The 23,298-nt window shown below is 70.4% G+C and carries 17 protein-coding genes; 11 read left to right on the top strand and 6 right to left on the bottom strand.

Annotated features, from left to right (window positions below; all coding sequences use genetic code 11):
• Nucleotides 1-69 precede the first annotated feature (69 nt).
• The 10 genes from G406_RS0135245 to G406_RS51880 all read left to right on the top strand — a co-directional run bounded on the left by G406_RS0135245 (nt 70) and on the right by G406_RS51880 (nt 15,150).
• Nucleotides 70-909, top strand: coding sequence for an SDR family oxidoreductase (locus G406_RS0135245; RefSeq protein WP_028937467.1), 840 nt, complete (start codon nt 70-72; stop codon nt 907-909).
• A gap of 70 nt (nt 910-979) precedes the next feature.
• Nucleotides 980-1,414, top strand: coding sequence for a MarR family winged helix-turn-helix transcriptional regulator (locus G406_RS0135240; RefSeq protein WP_037080215.1), 435 nt, complete (start codon nt 980-982; stop codon nt 1,412-1,414).
• A complete protein-coding gene (locus G406_RS51890; RefSeq protein WP_051343120.1) occupies nt 1,411-3,189 on the top strand; it encodes an ABC transporter ATP-binding protein in 1,779 nt (592 codons plus the stop codon). Before G406_RS0135240 ends, G406_RS51890 begins: the two co-directional genes overlap by 4 nt.
• Nucleotides 3,190-3,253: 64 nt before the next feature.
• Nucleotides 3,254-4,486 (top strand): cytochrome P450 family protein, encoded by a 1,233-nt coding sequence (locus G406_RS0135230; RefSeq protein ID WP_028937465.1) that lies wholly within the window; start codon nt 3,254-3,256, stop codon nt 4,484-4,486.
• A gap of 457 nt (nt 4,487-4,943) precedes the next feature.
• On the top strand, nt 4,944-5,492 hold the full coding sequence (locus G406_RS0135225; RefSeq protein ID WP_028937464.1) for a hypothetical protein: 549 nt from the start codon (nt 4,944-4,946) through the stop codon (nt 5,490-5,492).
• A gap of 12 nt (nt 5,493-5,504) precedes the next feature.
• A complete protein-coding gene (locus tag G406_RS51885; protein WP_169736856.1) occupies nt 5,505-7,394 on the top strand; it encodes a flotillin family protein in 1,890 nt (629 codons plus the stop codon).
• Nucleotides 7,391-12,220: a DNA repair ATPase gene (locus G406_RS0135215; protein WP_028937463.1), complete on the top strand. Its 4,830-nt coding sequence runs from the start codon at nt 7,391-7,393 to the stop codon at nt 12,218-12,220. Before G406_RS51885 ends, G406_RS0135215 begins: the two co-directional genes overlap by 4 nt.
• A 181-nt stretch (nt 12,221-12,401) precedes the next feature.
• Entirely contained in the window at nt 12,402-13,328 is a 927-nt protein-coding gene (locus G406_RS0135210) for a zinc-binding dehydrogenase (RefSeq protein WP_028937462.1), read from the top strand.
• A 2-nt stretch (nt 13,329-13,330) separates the two neighbouring features.
• Nucleotides 13,331-14,323, top strand: a complete 993-nt coding sequence (locus G406_RS0135205) for a quinone oxidoreductase family protein (protein WP_037080212.1) — start codon at nt 13,331-13,333, stop codon at nt 14,321-14,323.
• A 92-nt stretch (nt 14,324-14,415) separates the two neighbouring features.
• On the top strand, nt 14,416-15,150 hold the full coding sequence (locus G406_RS51880; RefSeq protein WP_169736855.1) for a curculin domain-containing protein: 735 nt from the start codon (nt 14,416-14,418) through the stop codon (nt 15,148-15,150).
• Between the two features lie 136 nt (nt 15,151-15,286).
• On the opposite strand, the gene G406_RS0135195 is transcribed toward G406_RS51880, so the two are convergent.
• The 6 genes from G406_RS0135195 to G406_RS51875 are packed head-to-tail and all read right to left on the bottom strand — an operon-like array spanning nt 15,287 to nt 22,152.
• Nucleotides 15,287-15,754, bottom strand: coding sequence for a nuclear transport factor 2 family protein (locus tag G406_RS0135195; protein WP_028937460.1), 468 nt, complete (start codon nt 15,752-15,754; stop codon nt 15,287-15,289).
• Between the two features lie 14 nt (nt 15,755-15,768).
• Entirely contained in the window at nt 15,769-17,412 is a 1,644-nt protein-coding gene (locus G406_RS0135190; protein ID WP_028937459.1) for an FAD-dependent oxidoreductase, read from the bottom strand.
• Between the two features lies 1 nt (nt 17,413).
• Nucleotides 17,414-18,259, bottom strand: a complete 846-nt coding sequence (locus G406_RS0135185) for a mycofactocin-coupled SDR family oxidoreductase (RefSeq protein WP_028937458.1) — start codon at nt 18,257-18,259, stop codon at nt 17,414-17,416.
• A gap of 55 nt (nt 18,260-18,314) precedes the next feature.
• On the bottom strand, nt 18,315-20,153 hold the full coding sequence (locus G406_RS0135180; RefSeq protein WP_084216618.1) for an FAD-dependent oxidoreductase: 1,839 nt from the start codon (nt 20,151-20,153) through the stop codon (nt 18,315-18,317).
• Nucleotides 20,153-21,052 carry an intradiol ring-cleavage dioxygenase gene (locus tag G406_RS0135175; RefSeq protein WP_028937456.1) on the bottom strand — a complete coding sequence of 300 codons (900 nt, stop codon included), beginning with the start codon at nt 21,050-21,052 and terminating at the stop codon, nt 20,153-20,155. The genes G406_RS0135180 and G406_RS0135175 overlap by 1 nt, the downstream gene beginning before the upstream one ends.
• Before the next feature lie 2 nt (nt 21,053-21,054).
• Nucleotides 21,055-22,152, bottom strand: a complete 1,098-nt coding sequence (locus tag G406_RS51875; protein ID WP_037080210.1) for a maleylacetate reductase — start codon at nt 22,150-22,152, stop codon at nt 21,055-21,057.
• A gap of 96 nt (nt 22,153-22,248) precedes the next feature.
• Between G406_RS51875 and G406_RS51870 the strand changes: the two genes are divergently transcribed.
• On the top strand, nt 22,249-23,190 hold the full coding sequence (locus tag G406_RS51870) for a LysR family transcriptional regulator (RefSeq protein ID WP_051343118.1): 942 nt from the start codon (nt 22,249-22,251) through the stop codon (nt 23,188-23,190).
• Nucleotides 23,191-23,298 lie beyond the last annotated feature (108 nt).

Below are 23,298 nucleotides of genomic sequence, written 5' to 3'. Positions count from 1 at the left end.
TTTCTGGTTATGAGTGTGAGAGCAAGACGGTCTTGGACTTCTGAGCGTTGCTAAGGACATGATGGCTGCATGACAGCTTCCGTGTGGTTCATTACCGGGGCCTCGACCGGACTCGGACGGGTTCTCGCCGAGACCGTCCTCGACCACGGCGCCCGGGTGGTCGCCACCGCCCGGGACGTCGCCAGTCTCGACGACCTGCGTGGCGACGGGCCCGACGACGTGATCCGGCTGCCGCTCGACGTGACCGACCCGGCCCAGGTGCGAGCCTCGGTCGCCGAGGCCATCGACCGGGCCGGTGCGATCGACGTACTGGTCAACAATGCCGGCCATGGCCTGGTCGGTGCGCTGGAAGAACTGTCCGACGAGCAGATTCGGCGCGTTCTGGGCACCAATGTGTTCGGTGTGCTCGCGGTGACCCGCGCGGTGCTGCCGCACCTGCGTGCGCGCCGTCGCGGCCACATCGTGCAGATGTCCTCGGTCGGCGGCGTGGTGGCCAACCCCGGCCACGCGCTGTACGGCACGTCGAAGTTCGCGCTGGAAGGGATGTCCGAGGCACTCGCGGGCGAGGTCGCGCCGTTCGGGATTCGGGTGACGATCGTCGAGCCCGGGCCGTTCCGGACCGACTTCGCCGGCCGCTCGATGGAGTTCGCCGAGCCGATCGACGACTACCGGGGCACGCCGGCCGGGTCGCTGCGGGAGCGGTTCTCGGAGCAGAACGGCAACCAGCCGGGCGACCCGAGGAAGGCGGCCGAAGCGATCATCGCCGCCGTGCGCGACGAGTCGTCGCCGCTGCGCCTGCCGCTGGGTCCGGCGGCGGTGACCCGCATCCGGGCCAAGCTGGAGTCCCAGCTCGCCGATCTGGCCGCCTGGGAGAAGGTCTCGCTGGACACCGACTTCCCGGAGCCGTGACCAACCTCGTGAGTGTCGAGTCTGGCTATAGCCACACTCAACACTCACGAGATAACGTACGCTGGTGCGTATGGAAATTGATCCGGTGGTCGAGGTGCGGCGCGCCACTCAGCAGTTGAGTCGGCGGTTGCGTGCCGAGCGCCCGGTCGACGGGTTGTCCAGTACCAAGCTCGCGGTGTTGGCTCAGCTGCTGGATTATGGCCCGCGAACATCGGGCGAGCTCGCCAGGCACGGGCGCAGTACCCCGCAGGCGCTGACCAGGTCGATCGATGGCCTGGTCCGCGACGGGATGGTCGAGCGGCAGCAGGCAGAGAACGATAAACGTCAGCATATGCTGACCATTACCGCGACCGGTCGTGCCCAGCTGGCGAAGGAGGCGGCGCCCAAGGATGTGTGGCTCGACGCGGCGATGACCGAGCTGCTCACCCCCGCGGAGCGTCAGGTCCTGACCGTCGCGGCCGGTCTCATGCGTCGGCTGGCCGACTTCGACGAGGGACGCGGGTGAGCGCCCCGGCCGGGAAATGGCGCACCGACCTGCGGATACTGCGCAGGATCGCCGGGCTGTTGGCCCCGCACCGCTGGCGGATCCTCGCGCTGGCCGCGAGCGTGAGCGTCCAGGCGCTGGCAGCCGCCGCGGCACCGTTCCTGATCAGGGCGATGCTCGACGACGCGCTGCCGCACCGCAACCTCCGGCTGCTGATCGAGCTGGCCGGCACGATCGCCGGCGCCGCCGCGCTGGGCGGTGTCACCGGGGTGCTGGCCACGCAGCTGGCACATTCCACCGGCCACCGGGTGGTGCACGGGCTGCGCACCTCGATGTTCGAGCACCTGCAGCGCATGCCGCTCACGTTCTTCACCCATTCCCGCACCGCCGAGCTGCAGACCCACCTGGTCACCGACGTGGACGGCCTGGTCGTCGTCCTCACCGTGACCGCCAGCTCGGCGATCCAGAACGGCATGATGCTGCTGGCGATCGGCACCGCGCTGCTGGTCCTGGACTGGCGGCTGGGGCTGATCGCGGTGCTCGCCGCCGTGCTCCTGACCGTGGTGACCGGCCGGGTCGGCAAGGAGCGGCGGGAGCTGACCCGACAGCGCCAGCGCGGTTACTCCACGCTCGGCGGGCTGATCGAGCAGTCCCTGTCGGCCTCCGCGGTACTGCTGGCCCGCACACTCGGGCGGGACGGCGACCAGCGCGATCGCTTCAGTCATGAGTCCCGCAGGCTGGCCGCGGTGCAGCTGCGGGCCGCGCTGGCCGGTCGGTGGCGGACGGCGGTGCGCGGCGCCGCGCTGATCACCCTGCCGGCGGCGGTCTACCTGGTCGCGGGTGTGCAGGTCGCCGCGGGCGCCACCCTGAGCCTCGGCACGATCGTCGCCTTCGCCACGACGCTCACCAGGGTCATCCGCCCGGTCACCGCCATGCAGAACGCGGGCCAGGGGCTGTCCGGTTCGCTCGCGCTGTTCGAGCGCATCTTCGGCGTCCTGGACATGCCGGCGCCGGTTCCGGTGCGGGCGGGCGCGTCGCGGCTGGTGGTCGGCGACGGTGCGGTCGAGGTCGACGGGGTCACCGTGACCTACGAGGGTGCCGAGCGGCCGGCGCTGGACGACGTGCGGCTGCGCGCCGAGCCCGGCGCGTTGACCGCGATCGTCGGCGCGTCCGGTGCCGGTAAGAGCACGCTCGCCCAGGTCCTGCTGGGGTTGCACCGCCCGGATCGCGGCAGGGTGCTCGTCGACGGTCAGGATCTGGCGCTGGTCGTGCCCGCATCGGTCGTCGACGCCATCGGGCTGGTCGCCCAGGACACCTACCTGTTCCACTCCTCGATCCGGGAGAACCTGCTGTTCGCCCGGCCCGACGCGACCGACGAGGAGCTGGTCGCGGCCTGTCGCGCGGCCAGGATCCACGACCTGATCGACGAGCTCCCGGACCGCTACGACACGGTCGTCGGCGACCGGGGCCACCGCTTCTCCGGCGGCGAACGTCAGCGTCTGTCGCTGGCCCGGCTGCTGCTGCGGGACCCGCCGATCGTCGTGTTGGACGAGGCGACCAGCGCTCTCGACACCCGCACGGAGGCGGCCATCCGCTCGACCCTCGCGCAACGGGCCAGTGCGCGGACCACGATCGTCATCGCGCACCGGCTGTCCACCGTGCGGGGCGCCGGCCAGATCGTGGTGCTGGACCGGGGCCGGATCGTCGAACGTGGCACGCACGACGAGCTGGTCGAGCGGGACGGCTACTACCAGCGGCTGGTGAAGGCGGGGGAGCACGCGTACTCGGAGAGCTGAGAATTCCGCTGCGGCGCCGCGCCGTGACGGCCGTACGGTGGGTTCGGGCGAAGGAGGCCAGCACATGACCGGAAGCGCGGTGCACGACGCCGACCAGGTGATCAGGCTCGACAAGACGTTCATGGCCGACCCGCACGCGGTGTACGAGCTGCTGCGGCGCGAACGCCCGGTCGCCCGCGCGAGGTCGGAGCAGGGACTGCCGGTGTGGCTGATCACCCGCTACGACGACGTACGGGCCGCGCTCGTCGACCCCCGGCTGGCGAAGGACAGCGCCGGCCTCGGCGCGGTGTTCGACCGGGTCGTGCCACCGGACAAACGGATGCCGTTCGGACCGGAGCTCACGGCCCACATGCTCAACTCGGACCCGCCGCAGCACACCCGGCTGCGGGCGCTGGTCAACCGGGGCTTCACCGGCAGGTCGATCGCCCTGATGCGACCCCGGATCGAGGCGATCGCGGCCGAGCTCGCGGAGGCGTTGGCAGCGCGTCTCGCGGCGGGCGAGGAGGTCGACCTGCTCGACGAGTTCGCGTTTCCACTGCCGATGACGGTCATCAGCGAAATCCTCGGGGTGCCGGGCGAACACCGGGACGAGTTCCGGGGGTGGTCGAACCACGCGTTGTCCTCCGCGCCGATCGAGGAGCGCGCGCCCAGCCTCATGGCGATGGCCGAGTTCCTCACCCGGCTGGTGGCGGACAAGCGCGCGCGACCGGGCGAGGACATGCTCTCGGCGGCGGTCGCGGCGAGCGAGGACACCGATCACCTGTCCGACAACGAGGCCGTGGCGATGGCCTTCCTGCTGCTGGTCGCCGGGCACGAGACGACGGTCAACCTGATCAGCAACGGCATGCTGGCCCTGCTGCGCAACCCCGACCAGCTCGTCCAGCTGCGCGCCGACCCGTCCCTCCTGCCCGGCGCGGTAGAGGAATTCTTGCGGTTCGACGGCCCGCTGAACCTGGCCACGATGCGTTTCACGGCAGAACCGGTGACGATCGCCGGCACCGACATCCCCCAGGGCGAGCTGGTGCTGGTCTCGCTGGCCAGCGCCAACCGCGACCCGGACCATTTCGAGCGGCCCGACGAGCTGGACCTGCGCAGAGGTGGCACCAACCTGGCCTTCGGCCACGGCATCCACCATTGCCTGGGCGCCGCCCTTGCCCGCCTGGAGGGCCAGATAGCCTTCCGCGCCCTGCTGGACCAGGTGCCCCCCTTCGAACTGGCCGGGAATCCCGAGGACCTGATCTGGCGGGACAGCACCCTGATCAGAGGCGTGAAGCGCCTGCACATCCGCCGAGCCTGACAACCTCGCAGACCCACACCACCCTCTGCAAAGCGCGACGGCTGTGACTGCTGTGGCGCCTCCCATGATCACCACCGCCTCACGGCGAATTTTCGGGCCAAAAACAGCCCTCACACGGTGGTGATCATGAAAACGGCCCGCGCGCGAGCAGGGGCGCGGCGCAGCCGTGGCCGTGGCCGAAAGGGCCCGCAGACTCCTCCGATCCCCGCGATCCCGACCACGCCAAGACACTCGCTGGCCAGCGGGGACGCCCCGCGCCCCAAACCCCGCGACTCGCGCTGACAAATCTCCCGACTCGCGCTGACGAAAAGCCCGACTCGCGCGGTGGAATCTGGCGACTCGCGCCGGAGGCGAATGGTGGAGGTCGGGGGTATTTCATGTAGCGAAGTTGTCCCGTTCCGCGATAGTAAGATCAGCGCGCGGCGGGAGTCCGCGTCCGGGGTGGGGGAGGGGCGCAGTGGGGGAGTTCGTCGACGCCGCGCTGTCCTTCCCCACGGTCCTGTTCAGCTTTCTGCTGGTCGTCGTCGTCGCGTACTGGCTGGTCGCCGCTTTCGGCGTCCTCGACGTGGACGACGGCGCACAGCTCGACTCCTTCGGCCTGCCGCTCCCGGTGGTCGCGACGGTCCTGATCGTCGTCACCTGGTTCGCCGCGCTGGTCGGCACGGTGCTGACCGGCGCCGGACTCATCCGGTGGGCGGTGCTGGGCAGCGCCGTCCTGATCGGCGTGGGGGCCACCGGGCTCGCGGCCATCCCGCTCCGGAAGCTGCTGAGCGGTGGCCGGCGGTCGACCCGCACCGACTTCGTCGGGCGCACCTGCGTGATCCGCACCGGCACCGTCTCCCAGACCTTCGGCCAGGCCGAGGTCACCGCGGCGGACGGCTCGTCCGCTGTCGTCCAGGTGCGCCAGCCCGGCCGCGACGAGCTGACCAACGGCAGCACCGCGGTCATTTTCGACTACGACAGCGACGGCGAGTTCTTCTGGGTCACGCCGCTCGACATCAAGTGAGGGGACAGTTTCGTGGGTGCCATCTCGGTCGGTCTCGGCGTGGTGATCGCCGTGATCGTGGTCGTCGCGATCGCCGTGGTCTTCATGGTCAGCCGCTTGTTCCACAAGATCGACCAGGGCAAGGCGCTGATCGTGTCGCGCGCCCGCTCGGTCGACGTGACCTTTACCGGGGCCGTGGTGCTGCCGGTGCTGCACCGCGCCGAGGTCATGGACATCTCGGTGAAGACCATCGAGATCGCCCGCGCCGGCCGTGAAGGGCTGATCTGCGCGGACAACATCCGCGCGGACATCCGGATCACCTTCTTCGTGCGGGTCAACAAGACCGTCGAGGACGTCATCAAGGTCGCGCAGGCCATCGGCACCGCGCGGGCCAGCGACGAGACGACGCTGCAGGTGCTGTTCAACGCGAAGTTCTCCGAGGCGCTCAAGACCGTCGGCAAGCAGCTGGACTTCGTCGACCTCTACACCAAACGCGACGAGTTCCGGGACCGGATCATCCGGGTCATCGGCACCGACCTCAACGGCTACAGCCTCGAGGACGCCGCGATCGACTACCTCGAACAGACCCCGATGGCGCAGCTCGACCCCGGCAACATCCTCGACGCGCAGGGCATCCGCAAGATCACCGAGCTGACCGCGATCGAGCACGTGCGCACCAACGAGTACCAGCGCAACGAGGAGAAGGAGACCACCCGGCAGAACGTCGACGCCCGGGAGGCGATCCTGGAGCTGGAACGCCGCCAGGCCGATGCGGAGATCAAGCAGCGCCGGGAGATCGAGACGGTGCGCGCCCGGCACGAGGCGGAGACCGCGAAGGTGCAGGCCGAAGAGCGGCTGCGGGCCAGTGCCGCGAACCTGCGCACCGATGAGCAGCTGGGCATCCAGCAGGAGAACAAGAACCGGGAGATCGCGGTCGCGGAGAAGAACCGCGAGCGGGTCATCGCGATCGAGAGCGAACGCATCGAGAAGGACCGCCAGCTGGAGGTCATCTCGCGTGAGCGGGAGACCGAGCTGCAGCGCATCGCCAAGGACAAGGAGTTGGAAGGTGAGAAGCGGGCCATCGCCGAGGTGATCCGGGAACGCATCGCGGTGGAGAAGACGGTCGCCGAGCAGGAGGAGAACATCAAGCGCCTGCGGATAGTCGAGGAGGCCGAGCGGACCCGCGAGGCCGCCGTGATCATGGCCGAGGGTGAGGCGCAGGAGGCGCTGGTCAAGGACATCAAGGCCGCCGAGGCCGCCGAGCAGGCCGCCAAGCACCGGGCCGGCGAGGCGCTGCTGCTCGCCGAGTCGCGCCAGCAGTCGGCCGAGCTGGACGCCCGCGCGAAGGTCCGGCTCGCCGAAGGCATCCAGGCCGAGGCCGCCGCCGAAGGGCTCGCCAAGGTCCAGGTCCGTGAACGGGACGCCGCCGCGATCGAGAAGGTCGGCCGCGCCGAGGCCGTCGTCGAGCGGGAGAAGGCGCTCGTGGCCGCCGAGTCGATCCGGGAGAAGCTCAAGGGCGAGGCGGAAGGCCTCGAACACAAGGCCAACGCCATGTCCGCGCTCGACGCCGCGACCCGCGAGCACGAGGAGTACCGGCTGCGGGTGGACACCGAGAAGGAGATCCGTCTCGCCGGGATCGACGTGCAGCGGCAGGTCGCCGAGTCGCAGGCCAAGGTGCTGGTTGCCGGGCTGGAGAAGGCGAACATCGACATCATCGGCGGCGAGAGCATGTTCTTCGACCGCATCGTCGGCGCGATCAGCGCGGGCAAGGGTGTGGAGGGCTTCGTGGAGAACACCGAGGCGACCCAAGTGCTCGCCGGCGGCCTGCTGGACAAGCTCGCCGGAGTCCTCGGCCCTCGGGACAACGGCGCCGCGCCCGTTCCGGTCAAGCCGTCGCCGCGCCCGCGCGGCGACCAGGCGTGACCACCACCGCGCCCGCCGAACCGACCAGCTCACTCGACACCGGCACCTACGAGGTACTGCGGCGCAGGCTCGGTGAGCAGGCGGCCGGGCTGGCCAGGGCCGCGGAGGCACTCAACACCCGGCGCCTTGAGGTGTTCGGCAGCAGCGAGCTGGCGCTCATCGGTACCGAGCGCATCCGCACCGAGCACAACTGCGTGCCGCGCGACGTCGTGTCCGTCGGCGGGCTCATGCTGTTCGGCTACAACGTGTTCATCGGGCTCAAGGCCGAGACGTCGGTGGCCGACGTGTTCTCCGCGTACAGCTTCGACCACGACGGGGAGGCGTTCCGGTTCGAACCCGCCGAGGCCGACTTTCTCGCCGACCCGACCTTCCAGCGCGACTTCGCCGAGCTGTACCGCTACTACCGCGACACCCGGCTGCTGCAGCTGCGTACCGTCGAGGGGCGGCTGCTCGCGGTGTTCCAGATCGGCGCGAACACCGAGGACATCCGGGTGCTGCGCTGGGAGGTCCGTACCGACGGTGCGGTGTCCTACCTCGACAACCTCGGTGAACGCGACCACGTCTTCCCGCCGTCGCACGACTTCGAGTGGACCGAGACGACCCGGGAACACCACGTGCTGGGCCGGCATCCGCACATCTCGATCGACGACGAGGTGTTCGTCGAAACGGTCGGCGGCGACCTCACCGTCAAGATCGAGAACAACACCGAGACCGGCGAGGGCATCTACGCCGAACCGGTGGACGCGCCGTCGCAGAGCCTCGCCGACGGCGACATCCACTACGCGCGCATCGGCACGTTGATCCTGCTGCGCATCCGCCCGTACAACGAGCAGGCCTGGCGGTACCTGGTGTTCAACACCCGGACCAGGACCGTCGTGCGGCTCGACGGCATCGGCCACGCGTGCCGGCAGCTGCCCGAGGACCAGGGCATCATCTTCCCCGGCGGGTACTACCTGGCCACCGGTGTGTCCAAGGTGTTCGACGGAGAGGTCGACGGCCTGGAGTTCGAGCGGGCGATCCGTTCGGCCAACGGCGAGGACGTGCTGTACGTCTTCTACTCCCGCGCCGAGGGCCGCACGCTGCTGCTGCCGTACAACGTCATCCGCAAGACCGTCGCCACTCCGCTGAGCTGCTTCGGCTACTCGCTGTTCGACGACGGCACGCTCGTGGTGTCCCGGGCGAACACCGACGAGCCGACCCGGGTGCACCCGATGCAGGTCTGGCGCACGCCGTACCTGTCCGACGCCGCGATCGCCGCCCAGCCGGCGGGCACCGGGCCGCTGGAGCGCATCGGCAACGCCGACCTCGTGCGCGGGGTCTCCGAGTGTCTCTCGGTGGCCGCGATGGTCGAGGAGATGGCACCCTCGGTCCCGGTGTTCGAGGGGCTCATCAGCACCTGTACCCGGGTGTTCGACCAGTTCCACTGGCTCGGCGAGCTCGAGCTGCGCGGACCGCTGTCCGACGTGCGTGCGACCGCCGAGCAGGTGCTCGACGAGTTCGAGACCGTCCAGGAACTCACCGACCAGGCCGCCGCGGCCCTCGAAGAGACCCGCGCGAAGGTCACCTCGCTCATCGGCCAGGCAGCCGGCGAGGCCCCGCGCAACGCCGACGCCTGGGTGCGGCTCCTCGCCGACCTCCGGGCGGCGCAGGGCAGGCTCGTGACGCTGCGCGACCTGCGGTACATGGATCTGGCCGGGGTCGACGATCTCGTCGAACGGCTCGGGGAGAGCCAGACCGACACCGCACGGCGCGCGGTTGCGTTCCTGTCCCGCGAGGACGCGTTCACCGACTACCACCGCGACATCGAAGCGCTCGCGTCCCGGTCGGAGGGCATCCGCACCGCCGCCGAGATGAAGCCGGTACTGGACCAGCTCGCCGAGCAGACCTCCGGGCTGGAGGTGCTCACCGAGGTGGTCAGCTCACTGGACACCGCCGACGCGACCGTGCGCACCGGCATCCTGGAACGCATCGGCGAGGTGCTCGCCGCGATCAACCGGGCCCGCGCCGGCATCGACGCGGCGCGCCGGCAGTTCCTCGCCACCGAGGGCCGCGCCGAGTTCGCCGCCGAGTTCGCACTGTTCGGGCAGGCCGTCACCGGCGCGCTCGCGGTCGCCGACACCCCGGAGAGCTGCGACGACCAGCTCGGACGGTTGATGCTGCGGCTGGAGAACCTCGAGTCCCGGTTCGGCGAGTTCGACGACTTCCTCACCGAGATCGGCGCCAAACGCACCGACGTCTACGAGGCGTTCTCCTCCCGCAAGCAGGCGCTGCTCGACGACCGGGCCCGCCGCGCGGACCGGCTCGTCACCTCGGCGGAACGGACCCTGGCCGGCGTGCGGCGCAGGGTCGCCACGCTCGGTTCGCCCGACGAGATCAACACGTACTTCGCGTCCGACCCGATGGTGGCCAAGGTCCGGTCGGTCGCCGAGGAGCTGCGGGCACTCGGCGACGTGCGCGCCGACGAGCTGGACGGCGCGGTGCTGGCCGCGCGGCAGGAGGCCGGCCGGTCGCTGCGGGACCGGCTCGACCTGTTCGACGGCGACACCATCCGGTTCGGCCGCCACCGCTTCACCGTCACCCAGGAGTCGCTCGACCTGACGTTGGTGCCGAAGAACGGCGAGATGTACTTCTCGCTCACCGGCACCGACTACCTCGACCCGGTGCGTGACTCCGCGTTCGCGCAGGCCCGGCCGTTCTGGGACCAGCTGATCGTGTCCGAGACCGCCGAGGTCTACCGGGCCGAGTACCTCGCGGCGTCGATCCTGGCCGGTCCGGAGCCGCTCGGCAGTGACCTGCTCGCCGTCGTGCGCACGGCCGCCGAGTCACGCTACGACGAGGGCTACGAGCGTGGCGTGCACGATCACGACGCCGCCGCGCTGCTGGACTGCCTGGTGCGGCTGACCGCGAGCGCGGGGGTGCTGCGGTTTCCGGCGTCGACCCGGGCCGCCGCGCAGCTGCACTGGGCCTACCGGCTCGACGACGGCCAGCGGGAGAGCTGGACACGGCGCTGCACGTCGCTGGCGCGGGCCCGGTCGGTCTTCGGACACGGTGTCGGGATCGACGAGGTGTGCGGCGAGCTGGCCTCGGCCGTCGGGGACGAGCTGGCGGGTGAGTACCTGTTCGAGGAGCTGTCCTCCGGTCCGCCAGGGTTCGCGGCGAGCGCCGGTGCCCGCGCTCTGCTCGACCGCTTCCACACCGCGCTCGTCGGACGCACCGAGTACGACGACGACCTGCGTTCCCTCGGTGACGACCTGGCGGCGCGCACACAGCTCGTCGAATCGTGGCTGGGCTCCTACCTGGCGAGCGTCGGTACGACCGAGGAGCAACGGGCGGTGCTGCCGGAGGCGATCGCCGTCGAGCTGTGCCCCGACCTGCCGCGCTACGACCTGTCGGCGACGCTGACCGGCACCGTCGAGGGACTGCTCGGGACGCATCCGCGCATCGTCGACCGGCGCATCGATGTGCGGATCGACGAGTTCCTCGCCAGGACGAGACGGTTCCGTCTCGAGCGGGTGCCGGCGTTCCGCACCTACCAGCGCCAACGGGATGCGCTGCTGACCGCGAAGCGTGATCAGCTGAAGCTGGACGAGTTCCGGCCGAAGGTGATGAGCGCGTTCGTCCGCAACCGGCTGCTCGACGAGGTGTACCTGCCGCTGATCGGTGACAACCTGGCCAAGCAGCTCGGTGCCGCCGGTGACGAGCGGCGCACCGACCAGATGGGTCTGCTGCTGCTGATCTCACCGCCGGGCTACGGCAAGACGACGCTCATGGAGTACGTCGCCAACCGGCTCGGGCTGGTGTTCGTCAAGGTCAACGGCCCGTCGCTCGGCCATGACGTCACGTCGCTGGACCCGGCGGAGGCGCCCAACGCCACCGCGCGCCACGAGGTCGAGAAGATCTCGCTCGCGTTGGAGATGGGCAACAACGTCCTGCTCTACCTGGACGACATCCAGCACACCTCGCCCGAGCTGCTGCAGAAGTTCATCTCGCTGTGCGACGCGCAACGGCGGATCGAGGGCGTGCGAGCGGGTGAGCCGCACACGTTCGACCTGCGCGGCAAACGGTTCGCGGTGTGCATGGCCGGAAACCCCTACACCGAGTCCGGGCAGCGCTTCCGCATCCCGGACATGCTCGCCAACCGTGCGGACGTGTGGAACCTGGGCGACGTGCTGTCCGGCCGGGAGGAGCTGTTTGCGCTCAGCTACATCGAGAACGCGTTGACGTCGAACCCGGTGCTGGCGCCGCTGTCCGGCGGCGACCGGGGTGACATCGAGCTGCTCGTGCGCCTCGCCGCCGGTGACTCCTCCGCGCGCGCCGATCGGCTGAGCAGGCCGTTCTCCGCGGCGGAGCTGGAGCAGCTGTTGTCGGTGCTGCGCAAGGTCCTCACCGTGCAGAAGGTCGTGCTGCGCAACAACCAGGCCTACATCGCCTCGGCCGCGCAGTCCGATGCCGGCCGCACCGAGCCGCCGTTCCTGCTGCAGGGCTCCTACCGCAACATGAACAAGCTGGCCGGGCGGATCGTGCCGGTGATGAACGACGCCGAGCTCGACGGCGTCATCGACGATCACTACCGGGGTGAGGCGCAGACGCTGACCTCCGGCGCGGAGGCCAACCTGCTGAAGCTGGCCGAGCTGCGCGGCCGCCTGACCCCCGAGCAGGCCCGGCGCTGGGCCGAGGTGAAGGCGGCCTTCGTCCGCGCCCAGACCCTCGGCGGCGCCGAGGACGACCCGATGAGCCGAGCCGTGGGCGCGGTGGGCCTCCTGGCCGACCGAGTGAGCACCGCGATCGACCGAGCCGCCGAACACCTGGGCCCCACAAGCTCGTGAGTGGTACGGGCGCCTATAGGCGCCCGTACCACTCACGAGCCACCTGCCCAGGCTGGACGTCCATACAAACTCATAGGAAGCAGCGGGTAGATATAACAGCGGCTCGCGCCTTCATCTCGGTAGCTTCGTCCGGTCACAGCGTCGCGGACCGCGAACAACGGGCGGGCCGAGGAGACACACGATGCGCGCATGGTTACCCACCGGCCGGGCGTCCGATCCGATCGAGCTGGCCGAGATCGACCGCCCCACGCCGGGGCCCGGTGAGCTGCTGGTCGAGGTCAGGGCGTACTCGATCAACCGGGGCGAGACGATCCTGCTGGGCAACCCCCGCCCGGGCTGGCGCCCCGGCAAGGACATCGCCGGCGTCGTCGCGGAGGTCGGATCGGGTGTCGAGGGCTGGCGGATCGGCGACCGGGTCGTCGCGCACCCGGACTCGGCCGGCTGGGCCGAGTTCGCCGTCGTCGCGGTGCACAACGTCGCGGCGCTGCCGGATTCCGTCGACGACCGGACCGCCGCCGCGCTACCGCTGGCCGGGCTGACCGCGCTGCGGCTGCTGCGGGTCGCCGGTCCGATCGCGGGCAAGCGCGTACTGCTCACCGGGGCCTCCGGCGGCCTCGGCCACTACCTCGTCGAGCTGGCCGCCGCGCAGGGCGCGATCATCACAGCCCTGACCTCGACACCCGCGAGGGGCGAACGGCTGCTGGAGCTCGGCGCCCACGAGGTACTCGCTTCGGTCGAGGACACCGAGGGCCACTTCGACGTGGTCTTCGAGTCGGTCGGTGGACCGACGCTCACCCGGGCGTGGGCGCGGTTGGACAAGCGCGGCCTGCTGATCTGGCTGGGGCAGGCCAGCGGTACCCCGATCACGCTGGACTTCTTCAACTGGTCCGGCGCGGAGAGCGGCACCCTGCGCAAGTTCAGCTACCACGACAGCGACATCCCGGACGGCACCGACCTGGCGACCCTGGTCCGCCTCGTGCACGGCGGCCATCTGCATCCGGAGATCGGCGACGTCCGGTCCTGGACCGAGACCCCGAAGGCGCTGCGTGCGCTGCTCGACCGCGCCGTGCGCGGAAACCTGGTGCTCACCGTCGACGAGGAGGTCTAGACATGCGCGCGGTGGTGATGACCGAGCCGTCGGACGGCCCGGACCGTACCGAGGTCCGTGACGTCGACGAACCCAACCCCGACTCCGGTCAGCTGACCGTCGAGGTCGAGCACGCCGGGGTCAACTTCATCGACGTCATGGCCCGGCGCGGCGACCCCGGCTACGCGAGCAGCTGGCCGTACGTCCCGGGCCTGGAGGTCGCCGGCACGGTGCGGGCGCTGGGTGACGACGTCACCGGGTTCTCCGTCGGGCAACGGGTGGCCGCGTTCACCAGGGGCGGCGGTCTCGCCGAGGTGGCGGTCGCGGACTCTCGGCTGGTGGTGCCGCTGCCGGAGCGGGTGGACACGGCGTCGGCCTCGGCGGCGCCGCTCATGCTGGCGACCGCGTACCTGCTGCTCACCGACGCCGGCCGCTTCCGGCCGGGTGACGCCGTGCTGATGTACTCCGCCGGTGGCGGCGTCGGCAGTGCGCTGGCGGCACTGGTACCGGTGCTGGGCGGTGGCCGGCTGATCGGCACCGTCACCCGCGCGGACAAGGTCGACGCGGTACGTCAGCTGGGCTGGGACGTCGTGCTCCCGCTCGAGGCGGACATGACCGACGCGATCCGGGCGGTCGCGCCGGACGGCGTCGACCTGATCCTCGACCCGACCGGCACCCGCATGCTGGACGTCGACCTGGATGTCGCCGCGCCCAGCGGCCGGATCGTGCTGTTCGGCAACGCCGGCGGCGGCACCCCCGACCCGCTGCCACCCGCCGGCAGGCTGATCGGCGGCAACCTGGCCATCGGCGGATTCAGCATGAGCTCGCTGACCGCGGCCGCTCCCGCCCGCGCCGCCTCGGCGCTCGGCACGGTCCTCGGGCTGCTCGCCGAAGGCACCGTGCGGCTGCCGATCACCGAGGTCGGCTCGCTCGACGAGGTGGCGGCGACGCACCAGCTGCTGGCCGAGGGGCGCGGCACAGGGAAGTACGTAGTGTCGGTCCAACGGACGAGGTGATCTCCGACCTAGGTCTGAACTGTGGGTGACTGCATCGATCCACCCGTCACCAGGATGAGCGTCGGTCGGTTAACCCGATTGTGTTCACCAAGTTGCTGATCAGCGCAGCCGTCGTGCTGTCCTCCGTTGTCGTGCCGGGAGTGGCGTCGGCCGCGCCCGCGACCGGCGTGCTCGCCTCCGGCGCGACGCTCACGGCCAACCAGTCCGTGCGCTCCGCGAACGGCCGGTACTCCCTCATCCACCAGTCGGACGGCAACCTGGTCTTCTACGCCGGACCCGGCAAGCCAGTGTGGAGCTCCCAGACGACCGGCAAGGGCGCGCGGACCGTCATGCAGACCGACGGGAACCTGGTCGTCTACTCGGCCGCCAACAAGCCGGTCTACGACACCTCGACCGGCGGCAACCCCGGTGCGACCCTGGCCGTCCAGGACGACGGCAACCTGGTGATCTACTCGGCGTCGAAGAAGGCGCTGTGGTCGCGCTCCCTGTCCATCGGCAAGCTGGCCGCCGGCCGCTCGCTCGGGGTGAACGAGAGCATCCGGTCGGCGAACAACAAGTGCCACCTGGACATGCAGGGTGACGGCAACCTGGTGCTGTACGCCGGTCGTGAGGCGCTGTGGTCCACGAAGACCACCGGCAAGGGCGGTCGGAAGGCCGTCATGCAGACCGACGGCAACCTGGTCGTGGTCAACGCCGCGAACCAGCCGCTGTGGGACACGAAGACCGGTGGCATGAATGGCGCGTGGCTGGCCGTCCAGGACGACTGCAATCTGGTCCTCTACCTGCCCGACAACCGGGTCGTCTGGTCTCCCGGTACCAGTCGCTAGGTGACGGAGGGTCGCGTGCTGGGGGCCTCGTGAGTGCTGAGGCCGCCTATAGCCGGTCTACGCACTCACGACGGAAGAGCTGTCGTGAGTGCGTAGAGCGGCTACGCTTCGCGCCCCTTCGGGGTAGACGGCCTCATCACTCACGAGGGGCGAGCCAGGGGTAGCGGGAGGTGTCGCTGCCGGAGTAGTCGGGGTCGAGGTAGATGAAGCAGCGGTGGATCTGGAAGTCCCGGATCTCGAAGACGTCGCACCAGCGGCCGGCGCCCCAGTCCGGGACGCCCGCGCGCCAGGGGCCGTCCTGGTGCTCGCCGTAGCTGGTGCCCTCCGCGACGATCGTGTCACCGCCGGAGAAGATCCAGTTGAACGTCGCGTAGTCGTGCTTGATCGACTTGAGGGTCGCGCCGACGTCGCCGAACATGCGGCCGATCTCGTCGCGGCCCTCGGCGATGCCCCACTTCGGGAAGTAGACCTGCGCGTCCTCGGCGAACAGGTCGAGGATGCTGCCGCCGGTGCTCGTGGTGCCGGCGTTGTCGAACGCCTTGAGGTACTCCAGCGCGACGGACTTGCGCTGCTCGTCGGTCATGCTCTGCCTGGCCACGGCCATGTGGGTCAGCTCCTTCAGCGGGACTCGGTGTGGGCGGCGTTGGCCGCGCGGTGGGCGAAGGCGATGATCGGGCCGAGCGTTGCACCACCCGCCCAGTAGGCCTGCGCGGAGGCCGACGCGACGCAGTTGCCCACGCCGTACAGGCCGGGGACGGGCGCGCCGGTGTCGTCGAGGACCCGGCCGTCCGGGTCGGTGCGGGGCCCGCCTTTCGTGTCCAGCGTTCCGCCGGTGACCAGCGCCGCGTAGTACGGGCCCTGTTCGGCGAGCGGCCACAGTGTCGGGTTCTCCCGCCCCGGCTCCTCCTTGACTGGACCGTTGAAGATCGCCTGGATGGCGGTCTCACCCCGGTGGAAGTCGGTGTCACGCCCGGCCGCCGCCTGCTCGTTGTAGCGCGCGACTGTGTCCTTGAGCGTCGCGCCGAAGCCCTCGGCCAGCCGCAGCCCGCCGGTCTTCGCGGCGACGGTCGCCAGGCGCTCGGCGATCGCGGTCGACAGCTCCTCGAGCGTCTCGCCCCGGATGACGTGTGAGTCGTCGGTGCCGGGCGGCACGATCAGTCGGCCGTACTCGGTGCTCGCGCTGTGCTCCTGGCTGCGCTGGTCCCAGATCTGGACCAGCACCAGGTTCGGGTACTCGCCCGAGGTGCCGTCCCAGCGGAAGAACGCCTGCGCCAGCTCGTTGTAGGGCAGCTTCTCGTTGACCGCGCGCCGCCCGGTCTTGTCGACGAACAGCATCGAGTCGCCCGCGACGGAGAACATGCCGACCAGGTCCGGCCGCCCGGAGCGCTCCAGGGGGACCGGGCACATCCACGCGTAGTTCATGTTGCGCAGCTGGGCGCCGACCGTCGTGCCGATCCGGACGAAGTCGCCCTCGTTGGTGGCCGCCGCGCAGCCCCGGTACGCGGGCACACCGAGGAAGTTGGTGCGCAGGTCGTCGTCGTGGGTGAACCCGCCGCTGGCGAAGATCACCGCCTTGCGCGCGCCGATCCGGTGGGTGGTGCCGTCCGTCGTCGAAGCCTCCACCCCGACCACCCGGCCGCCTTCGATGATGACCCGCTGCACCCGGTGTCCGGTTCGGACGTCGACGCAGTCGCGGGCGGCGGCGGCGGACAGCGTGCGGACCGCGTTCTCGCCACCGTCGGCCATCGACTCCGACGCATCCACCGGGACCAGCACCCGGCCGTAGGGCGCCTTGTCCTCCGGCAGCTCCGACCAGTAGTCGGGCACGGCGGGGCAGTGCCGGTAGGGCAGCGCGTCACGCGCGGCGAGCAGCTCGGTCGCGTCGCTCGCGCTGTCGTAGATCGCGGAGGCCATCGAGTGCTCCCACTCGCTGAGCCCGAGCGTGGGGCTGTCCGGGTCGTACCGGGTCGGACGCGACAGCCGCGCCACGTAGCGCAGGAAGTCGTCCTTCTCGTCGGTGAGCCCGGCCGCGCGCATCGCCGCGTTGTTCGGCACCCAGTACCAGAACGCGGCCTTCTTCGCGGTGCCGCCCAGCTCGGGGGCCTTCTCCAGCAGGATCACCTCGTTGCCGTGCCATCGGCTGAACAGGGCCGTAGGTAGGCCACCACCACCCCCACCGACCACGACGATGTCGGCCTCGCTGTCGAACGAACCGCCGGTCGCCGGCCGTGCGCTCTCTCGGGCAGCTATCTCTGGGCTCATCTCAGGCTCCCGAGTACTTCATGCTCATGCCGAGGTCGACCGGCAACGCGATTCCGGTGATGTAGCGCGACTCCTCGCAGGCCAGGAACAGCACCGCGTTGGCCACGTCGTCGACGTCCAGGTACGGGACGTCCCACATGTTGATGTTCGCCAGCGCGTCGAGTGAGTCCTCGAACGTCGGGCTCTCCAGGTCGGGGCGGTAGATCTTCGCGCTCGACGGGTTGTCGATCATCGTGGTGCGCACGTTGGTCGGGTGCACCGAGTTGACCCGGATGCGGTGCGGCGACAGCTCGTTGGCGAGTGTCCTGGCGAGGCCGAGCACGCCGTGCTTGGCCGCGTTGTAGTGCGCGATGTTCGGGATGCCGCGTAGGCCGGCCGTCGAGCTGATCAGGATGACCGAGCCGCCGGGGCCGCGTTCGATGAGGTGCGGGACGGCGGCCTTCGTGGCGTGCCAGACCCCGCTCAGGTTGATGTCGATCATGGTCTGCCAGTTGGCCTCGTCGAGCTCCCAGCTGGGCAGGACCGAGTTGATGATCCCGGCGTTGCCGACCAGCACGTCCAGCCCGCCGAGCTCGGCGACACCCTGGTCCAGACCGGCCTTCAGGCTGTCGAAGTCCCGGACGTCCGCGGTGAACGAGACGATGCGCCGGTCCAGCTCCTCGACCGCGCGGACGGTCTCCGCGAGGTCCTCGGGCGTCGCGGGCTCGTAGCTGACCGTGTCGACCGGCCCCGCGAGGTCGGTGGCGATGATGTCCGCGCCCTCGCCGGCCAGCCGGATCGCGTGCGCTCTGCCCTGGCCCCTGGCAGCTCCGGTGATGAAGGCGACTTTGCCTTCCATCCGTCCCATGGATCTCCTTCCCCAAGCCGTGAGTGGCGAGTGGTCCCCTGGGACCACTCGCCACTCACGGGGTTTGACGTGCGAGAACGGTGGTGAGCGCGTGCAGCAGGTCGGCGGCCGGGTCGTCGGACAGCTCGGCGGAGCGCCAGGCGACGTGCGCGTCCGGCCGGACCAGGACGCAGCCCGCCTCGCTCACCTCGCGGGCGCGTGCCCAGTCCTCGTAGACGTCGATGTGCTCGCGGCCCGGACCGATGACGTGGGCGTGCAGCTCGATGCCGAGCTTGTCCGCCACGGCCGGTGCCGCGTCGGCCCAGGCCTCCCCGGAGATGCCGGTCAGTAACGTGAACCGGCCCTTGCCACACAGGTCGTGGGTGCTCACCTTGTGCCCGGCGCGGTCGGCCAGCCAGGCATGCGGCAACCGAGCGCCCGGCCAGGTCGTCGGGTGGTAGTACAGCTCGGGGTCGCGGGTGAACTCCGGCGCCGACGTCCCGTCCGGCACGACCGCGCCGGAGGCGTACCGGTGCCCCAGCTCGACACCGTGCGCGTTGAACTCGTAGTCCTTCAGCTCCAACGCCGCGCGCAGCTCCGCGCGCTGCTGTGCCGCCTCGGGGGTGTTGTCCGAGCGCGCCGCGATCCGCCGACGCATCTCCTCGGGGTCCGAGGTGTCCGTGAGCCCGAGCGCGGCGAAGATCGGACCGAACTCCTCGATGCTCTTGTTGGCGCGCAGCACGATCTGCTTGCCGATCGGCGCGCGCTCGGCGTCGTAGGAGTCCAGCAGCTGCTCACCGGCGGTGCCGCGCAGCACGTAGGCGAGCTTCCAGGCCAGGTTGTAGGCGTCCTGGATCGAGGTGTTCGACCCGAGCCCGTTCGACGGCGGGTGCCGGTGCACGGCGTCGCCCATGCAGAACACCCGGCCGGACCGGTAGCTCGTGGCGTACATCTTGTTGTTGCCCCACAGCGACGTGGAGCGGATCGTCACCGGGATCGAGCTGTCACCGACCAGCTCGTGCACGATCCGGGTGGCCATCTCGTCGTCCATCTCGGGTGGCGGCTGGTTGATGTCGTAACCCCAGACGATCAGCCACTCGTTCCACGGCCGGACCATCCGCACCAGGCCCAGCCCGATGCCGCCGATGTCCGCGCCCGGCTGCAGCACCCAGTACAGGACGCTGGGCCGGTGCTCCACGTACGCCGAGAGGTCGGCGTGGAACACGATGTTCATGCTGCCCGCGACGTCCATCTGCCCCTCGAAGGGCAGCTCGACGTCGGCGGCGACCTGCGAGCGGCCGCCGTCCGCGCCGAGCACGTACTTGGCCCGGATGCGGAACTCCTGGTCGGTGACCCGGTCGCGCACCCGCACGGTCACCCCGGCCTCGTCCTGGGTGAGCCCCAGGTACTCGGTGTCGAACCGGATCCGGCTGCCCCGGGACGCCGCGTGCCCGATGAGGATCGGCTCCAGCATCGTCTGCGGGATGTCGCAGTTCGGCGACGGACTGGCCATCGTGTAGTCGGCCTCGCGCGCCGGGTGGGTGCCCCAGGTGCGGACCCGCCCGATCTCCTCACCCGCGAGGCTGGCGCAGAACACCGTGTCGCCCATGAGCGCGTGCTCGGTGCCCTGGGCCAGCACGTCGTCCTCGATGCCCAGATCGCGGAAGATCTCCACGGTGCGCTGGTTGGTGATGTGCGCCCTCGGCGTGTTCGCGGTCCACCGGTACTTCGTGATCACCAGGTGCGGCACGCCGAGGGTGGCCAGGGTCAGTGCGGCCGCCGCTCCCGCCGGACCGCTGCCGATGACCAGTACGTCGGTCTCCAGGTCACCGTCGGCACTGATGCCAAGGCGTGCCTGCGGTGCGTTGTCCAGGTCGGCGCCACCAGCGGCGTCGATGCCGGCGTCGAGACTCATCAGGGTTCCTCTCGTGCCAGTACCAGGTCGAACTCGACCTGGGTCCAGCGTCCGGTTGGCTGCGAACCATCGGGTGCGGTGCCGCCGTCGTGTTCGACGAAGTGGCCGATCAGGCTCTCCTTGACGCCGAACACGGCGTCTTGGTCCAGGTACTCGTCACCCGCGACGAACACGTGCGTGATCAACGGTTCGAAGCCGGGCGCCTCGACCTTGAAGTGCAGGTGCGCCGGACGCATCGGGCCGCGGCCGGCGGCCTTCATCAGCTCGCCGACCGGGCCGTCGTGCGGGATCGGGTACGCGGTCGGGGTGACCGACCAGAACCGGTATCCGCCGTCGTCGTCGGTCAGCAGCCAGCCCCGACCCGCGGTGACCTTGCCCTCGTACTGCGTGTCGTACAACCCGTCCTCGTCGGCTTCCCACGCGTCGACCCGCACACCGGCCAGCGGCGTGCCGTCGACCGCGCGCACCTGGCCGGAGACGTAGCAGGGGACGCCCTTGGCGCCCTGTGCGAGGTCGCCGCCCAGCTCGATACGGGGCGCGTCCTCCACGAAGAACGGGCCGAACACGGTGGACTCGGTGGCGCCCTCGACGGCCGGGGCGTTGATGCCGACGGTCAGCATGGACAGTCCGAGCACGTCCGACAGCAGGATGAACTCCTGGCGCCGGTCGTCGGAGATCTGCCCGGTACGGGTCAGGAAGTCGACCGCGGCGCTCCATTCCTCCTGGGACAGGCGCACGTCACGGGCGAACGAGTGCAGGTGACGGACCAGGCTCTGCATGACCTCGCGGAACCGGTCCGACTCGGCGAAGTCGAAACTCTCCACCACTTCCTCGGTGACGGCCTTCTCCCGGGCCTGCGTTTCGCGGGTCTCGACGCGCCGGCGCGTGCTGCGAGTCACGATCACTCCTTGCTCGTGGTGGTGGCTGCCAGCACGGCGGTGGTGTCCGTGCCGGCCCACGCGGCACGGATGAGCTCGCGCAGCGTGGCGCGGTCAGTCTTTCGCGGATTGCTCGGCGGCACACTCGTTTCGACCTGAGCAGCAGCCTCGTCGACCTGCTCCTCACGCAGGCCCAGGTCCCGCAGCCCGGCCGGTATGCCCAGGTGAGCGGACATCTCACGCAGCCGGACCACCGGGTCGGCGACACGCAACGCGTGTGCGATCCGGCGCGCCGCATCCGGCGCGTCCGGCGCGTTGAACGCCAACACGTGCGGCAGCACGATCGCATGCGTCTGGGCGTGCGGCAGGTCGAACGCGCCGCCGAGCACGTGACAGATCTTGTGGTGCAGACCGGAACCGGCGACCGCGAAAGCGCTCCCCGCGAGGTAGGCGCCGTAGAGCAGGTCGGAGCGGGCGCTCAGGCACGTCGGCGTGTCGTGGACGACGGGGAGCCCTGCGGCCAGCGCACGGATGCCCTCCTCGGCGGCCAGTGAGGAGATCGGGTTCCTTCCCGGTGCCCAGAACGCCTCGACGCAGTGCGCCATCGCGTTGAGCCCGCTCGCGGCGGACAGGTCGGCGGGCAGTGACAGGGTCAGTTCCGGGTCGTAGATCACCGTGCGCGGCAGAACTCTCGGGTCGACGCCGGTCGTCTTGCGGGCTCGCTCGGTCAGCCCCCACACCGGGGTGACCTCGGAGCCCGCGTAGGTCGTCGGCACCGCGACGATCGGCAGGCCGGTCGTCAGTGCGATCGCTTTCGCGGTGCCGGTGGTGGATCCGCCGCCGATGCTGAGCACCGCGTCCGCCGAGACCGACGTGGCCAGCGCTCGCGCCGCCTCGGCGATCGCGAGCGGCACGTGCTGGCGGACCGAGCTGAACACCGCGACGACCCGGTCACCCAACGGCGCGGCCAGCTCACGGGCGAGCGGCTCCTCTCGCTCGGTGGCGACCAGCAGCACCCGGTGCGCGTCCAGCAGGTCGAACTCGGCCACCAGCTCGCGCCGTGCGACGCCCGCGCCGAACACCACCCGGCCGGGCAACGCGGTGTAGTCGAACTGGAGCACGGGTCCTCCGGTCTCTCCTCGGTGAGCCCCCTTACACTCGTTCGATACCACCCATATGTCCAATACTTGTTTCGACTCTTAGCCATACGCTGAACCATGGATCTGAGGCAGCTGCGGTATTTCATGGTCGTCGCCGAGGAACGTTCGGTGACCCGGGCGGCCGCTCGGCTGCACCTGACCCAGCCGCCGCTGAGTGCGCAGCTCGCCCGGCTGGAGCACGAGCTGGGCGTCACGCTGCTGATCCGTCACCGTCGCGGCGTCGACCTGACCGAGGCCGGCGCGCACCTGCTGGACCAGGCGCGGCGGCTACTGGCCGACGTCGACGCGGCCACCGACTCGGTCCGGCGGCTCGGCGAAGGCAGGGTTGGGCGGTTGACCTGCGCGTTCGTCTCGGCGACCGCGTGGACCGTGCTCGCCCCGCTGCTGCGCCGCTACCACCAGGATCGGCCGGACGTGGCGATCGAGTTCCTGGAGGACCATCCGGACGGCGTCGTCGAACACGTCCGGGCCCGGCGCGCGGACCTCGGCGTCGTGCACCTGCCGCCGCCCGGCGTCGGGGCCTCGCACGATCCGGACCTGGACGTCGCGGTCGTGCACCGCGAACCGCTCGTGGCCGTGCTGCCCGCCCGGTCGGCCGCCGACGGGGTGCCGGACCGGGTCGACCTGGCGCGATGGGCGGGCGAGCCGTTCCTCAGCCCGGCGCGCGCGACCTGGGGTGGGCTGCGGCCGCACCTGCTGAACGCCTGCCGGCTGTCCGGTTTCGAACCGACGGTCTCCGAGGTGCAGCTCGTGCAGACGGTGATGTCGCTGGTCGGCGCCGGGCTCGGGGTGTCGGTGCTGCCTGCCTCGGTGCGTGCGTTGGCGGGGCCGGAGGTAGTCGTGCGGCCGTTGAACCGGCATGTGCCCGTGGTGGAGACCGCCGTACTGCGGCGGGGGGCCGACCAGGTCTCGCCGCAGCTGGCTCATTTCCTGCGGCTGGCGCTGGCCACCCCGGAGCCGGACGTGCTGCAGCCGGAGCATGCTCGTCGTGGCTCCTGAGTTCCCCCTTGCCCGGCTTAGCCCGTGCTCGGCTTAGCCCGTGCCCGGCTTCACGGCATCTCGGCTTCGCCGTCGACTCGTGAGTGGCAAGGGCGCCTATAGGCGCCC

It is taken from the genome of Actinospineispora spinosispora DSM 44797 (assembly GCF_000429025.1).
GTDB lineage: Bacteria > Actinomycetota > Actinomycetes > Mycobacteriales > Pseudonocardiaceae > Pseudonocardia > Pseudonocardia spinosispora.
Note: the sequence above shows the minus strand (reverse complement) of the source record. Positions and strands in the feature narration are given on the sequence as shown.

Bases quoted from the DNA above. Each gene is read 5' to 3' on its own strand.
- G406_RS51870 (WP_051343118.1), top strand. From the start codon at position 22,249: ATGGATCTGAGGCAGCTGCGGTATTTCATGGTCGTCGCCGAGGAACGT.
- G406_RS0135245 (WP_028937467.1), top strand. From the start codon at position 70: ATGACAGCTTCCGTGTGGTTCATTACCGGGGCCTCGACCGGACTCGGA.
- G406_RS0135180 (WP_084216618.1), bottom strand. From the start codon at position 20,153: ATGAGTCTCGACGCCGGCATCGACGCCGCTGGTGGCGCCGACCTGGAC.
- G406_RS0135240 (WP_037080215.1), top strand. From the start codon at position 980: ATGGAAATTGATCCGGTGGTCGAGGTGCGGCGCGCCACTCAGCAGTTG.
- G406_RS0135195 (WP_028937460.1), bottom strand. From the start codon at position 15,754: ATGGCCGTGGCCAGGCAGAGCATGACCGACGAGCAGCGCAAGTCCGTC.
- G406_RS0135185 (WP_028937458.1), bottom strand. From the start codon at position 18,259: ATGGGACGGATGGAAGGCAAAGTCGCCTTCATCACCGGAGCTGCCAGG.
- G406_RS0135190 (WP_028937459.1), bottom strand. From the start codon at position 17,412: ATGAGCCCAGAGATAGCTGCCCGAGAGAGCGCACGGCCGGCGACCGGC.
- G406_RS0135205 (WP_037080212.1), top strand. From the start codon at position 13,331: ATGCGCGCGGTGGTGATGACCGAGCCGTCGGACGGCCCGGACCGTACC.
- G406_RS0135210 (WP_028937462.1), top strand. From the start codon at position 12,402: ATGCGCGCATGGTTACCCACCGGCCGGGCGTCCGATCCGATCGAGCTG.
- G406_RS0135230 (WP_028937465.1), top strand. From the start codon at position 3,254: ATGACCGGAAGCGCGGTGCACGACGCCGACCAGGTGATCAGGCTCGAC.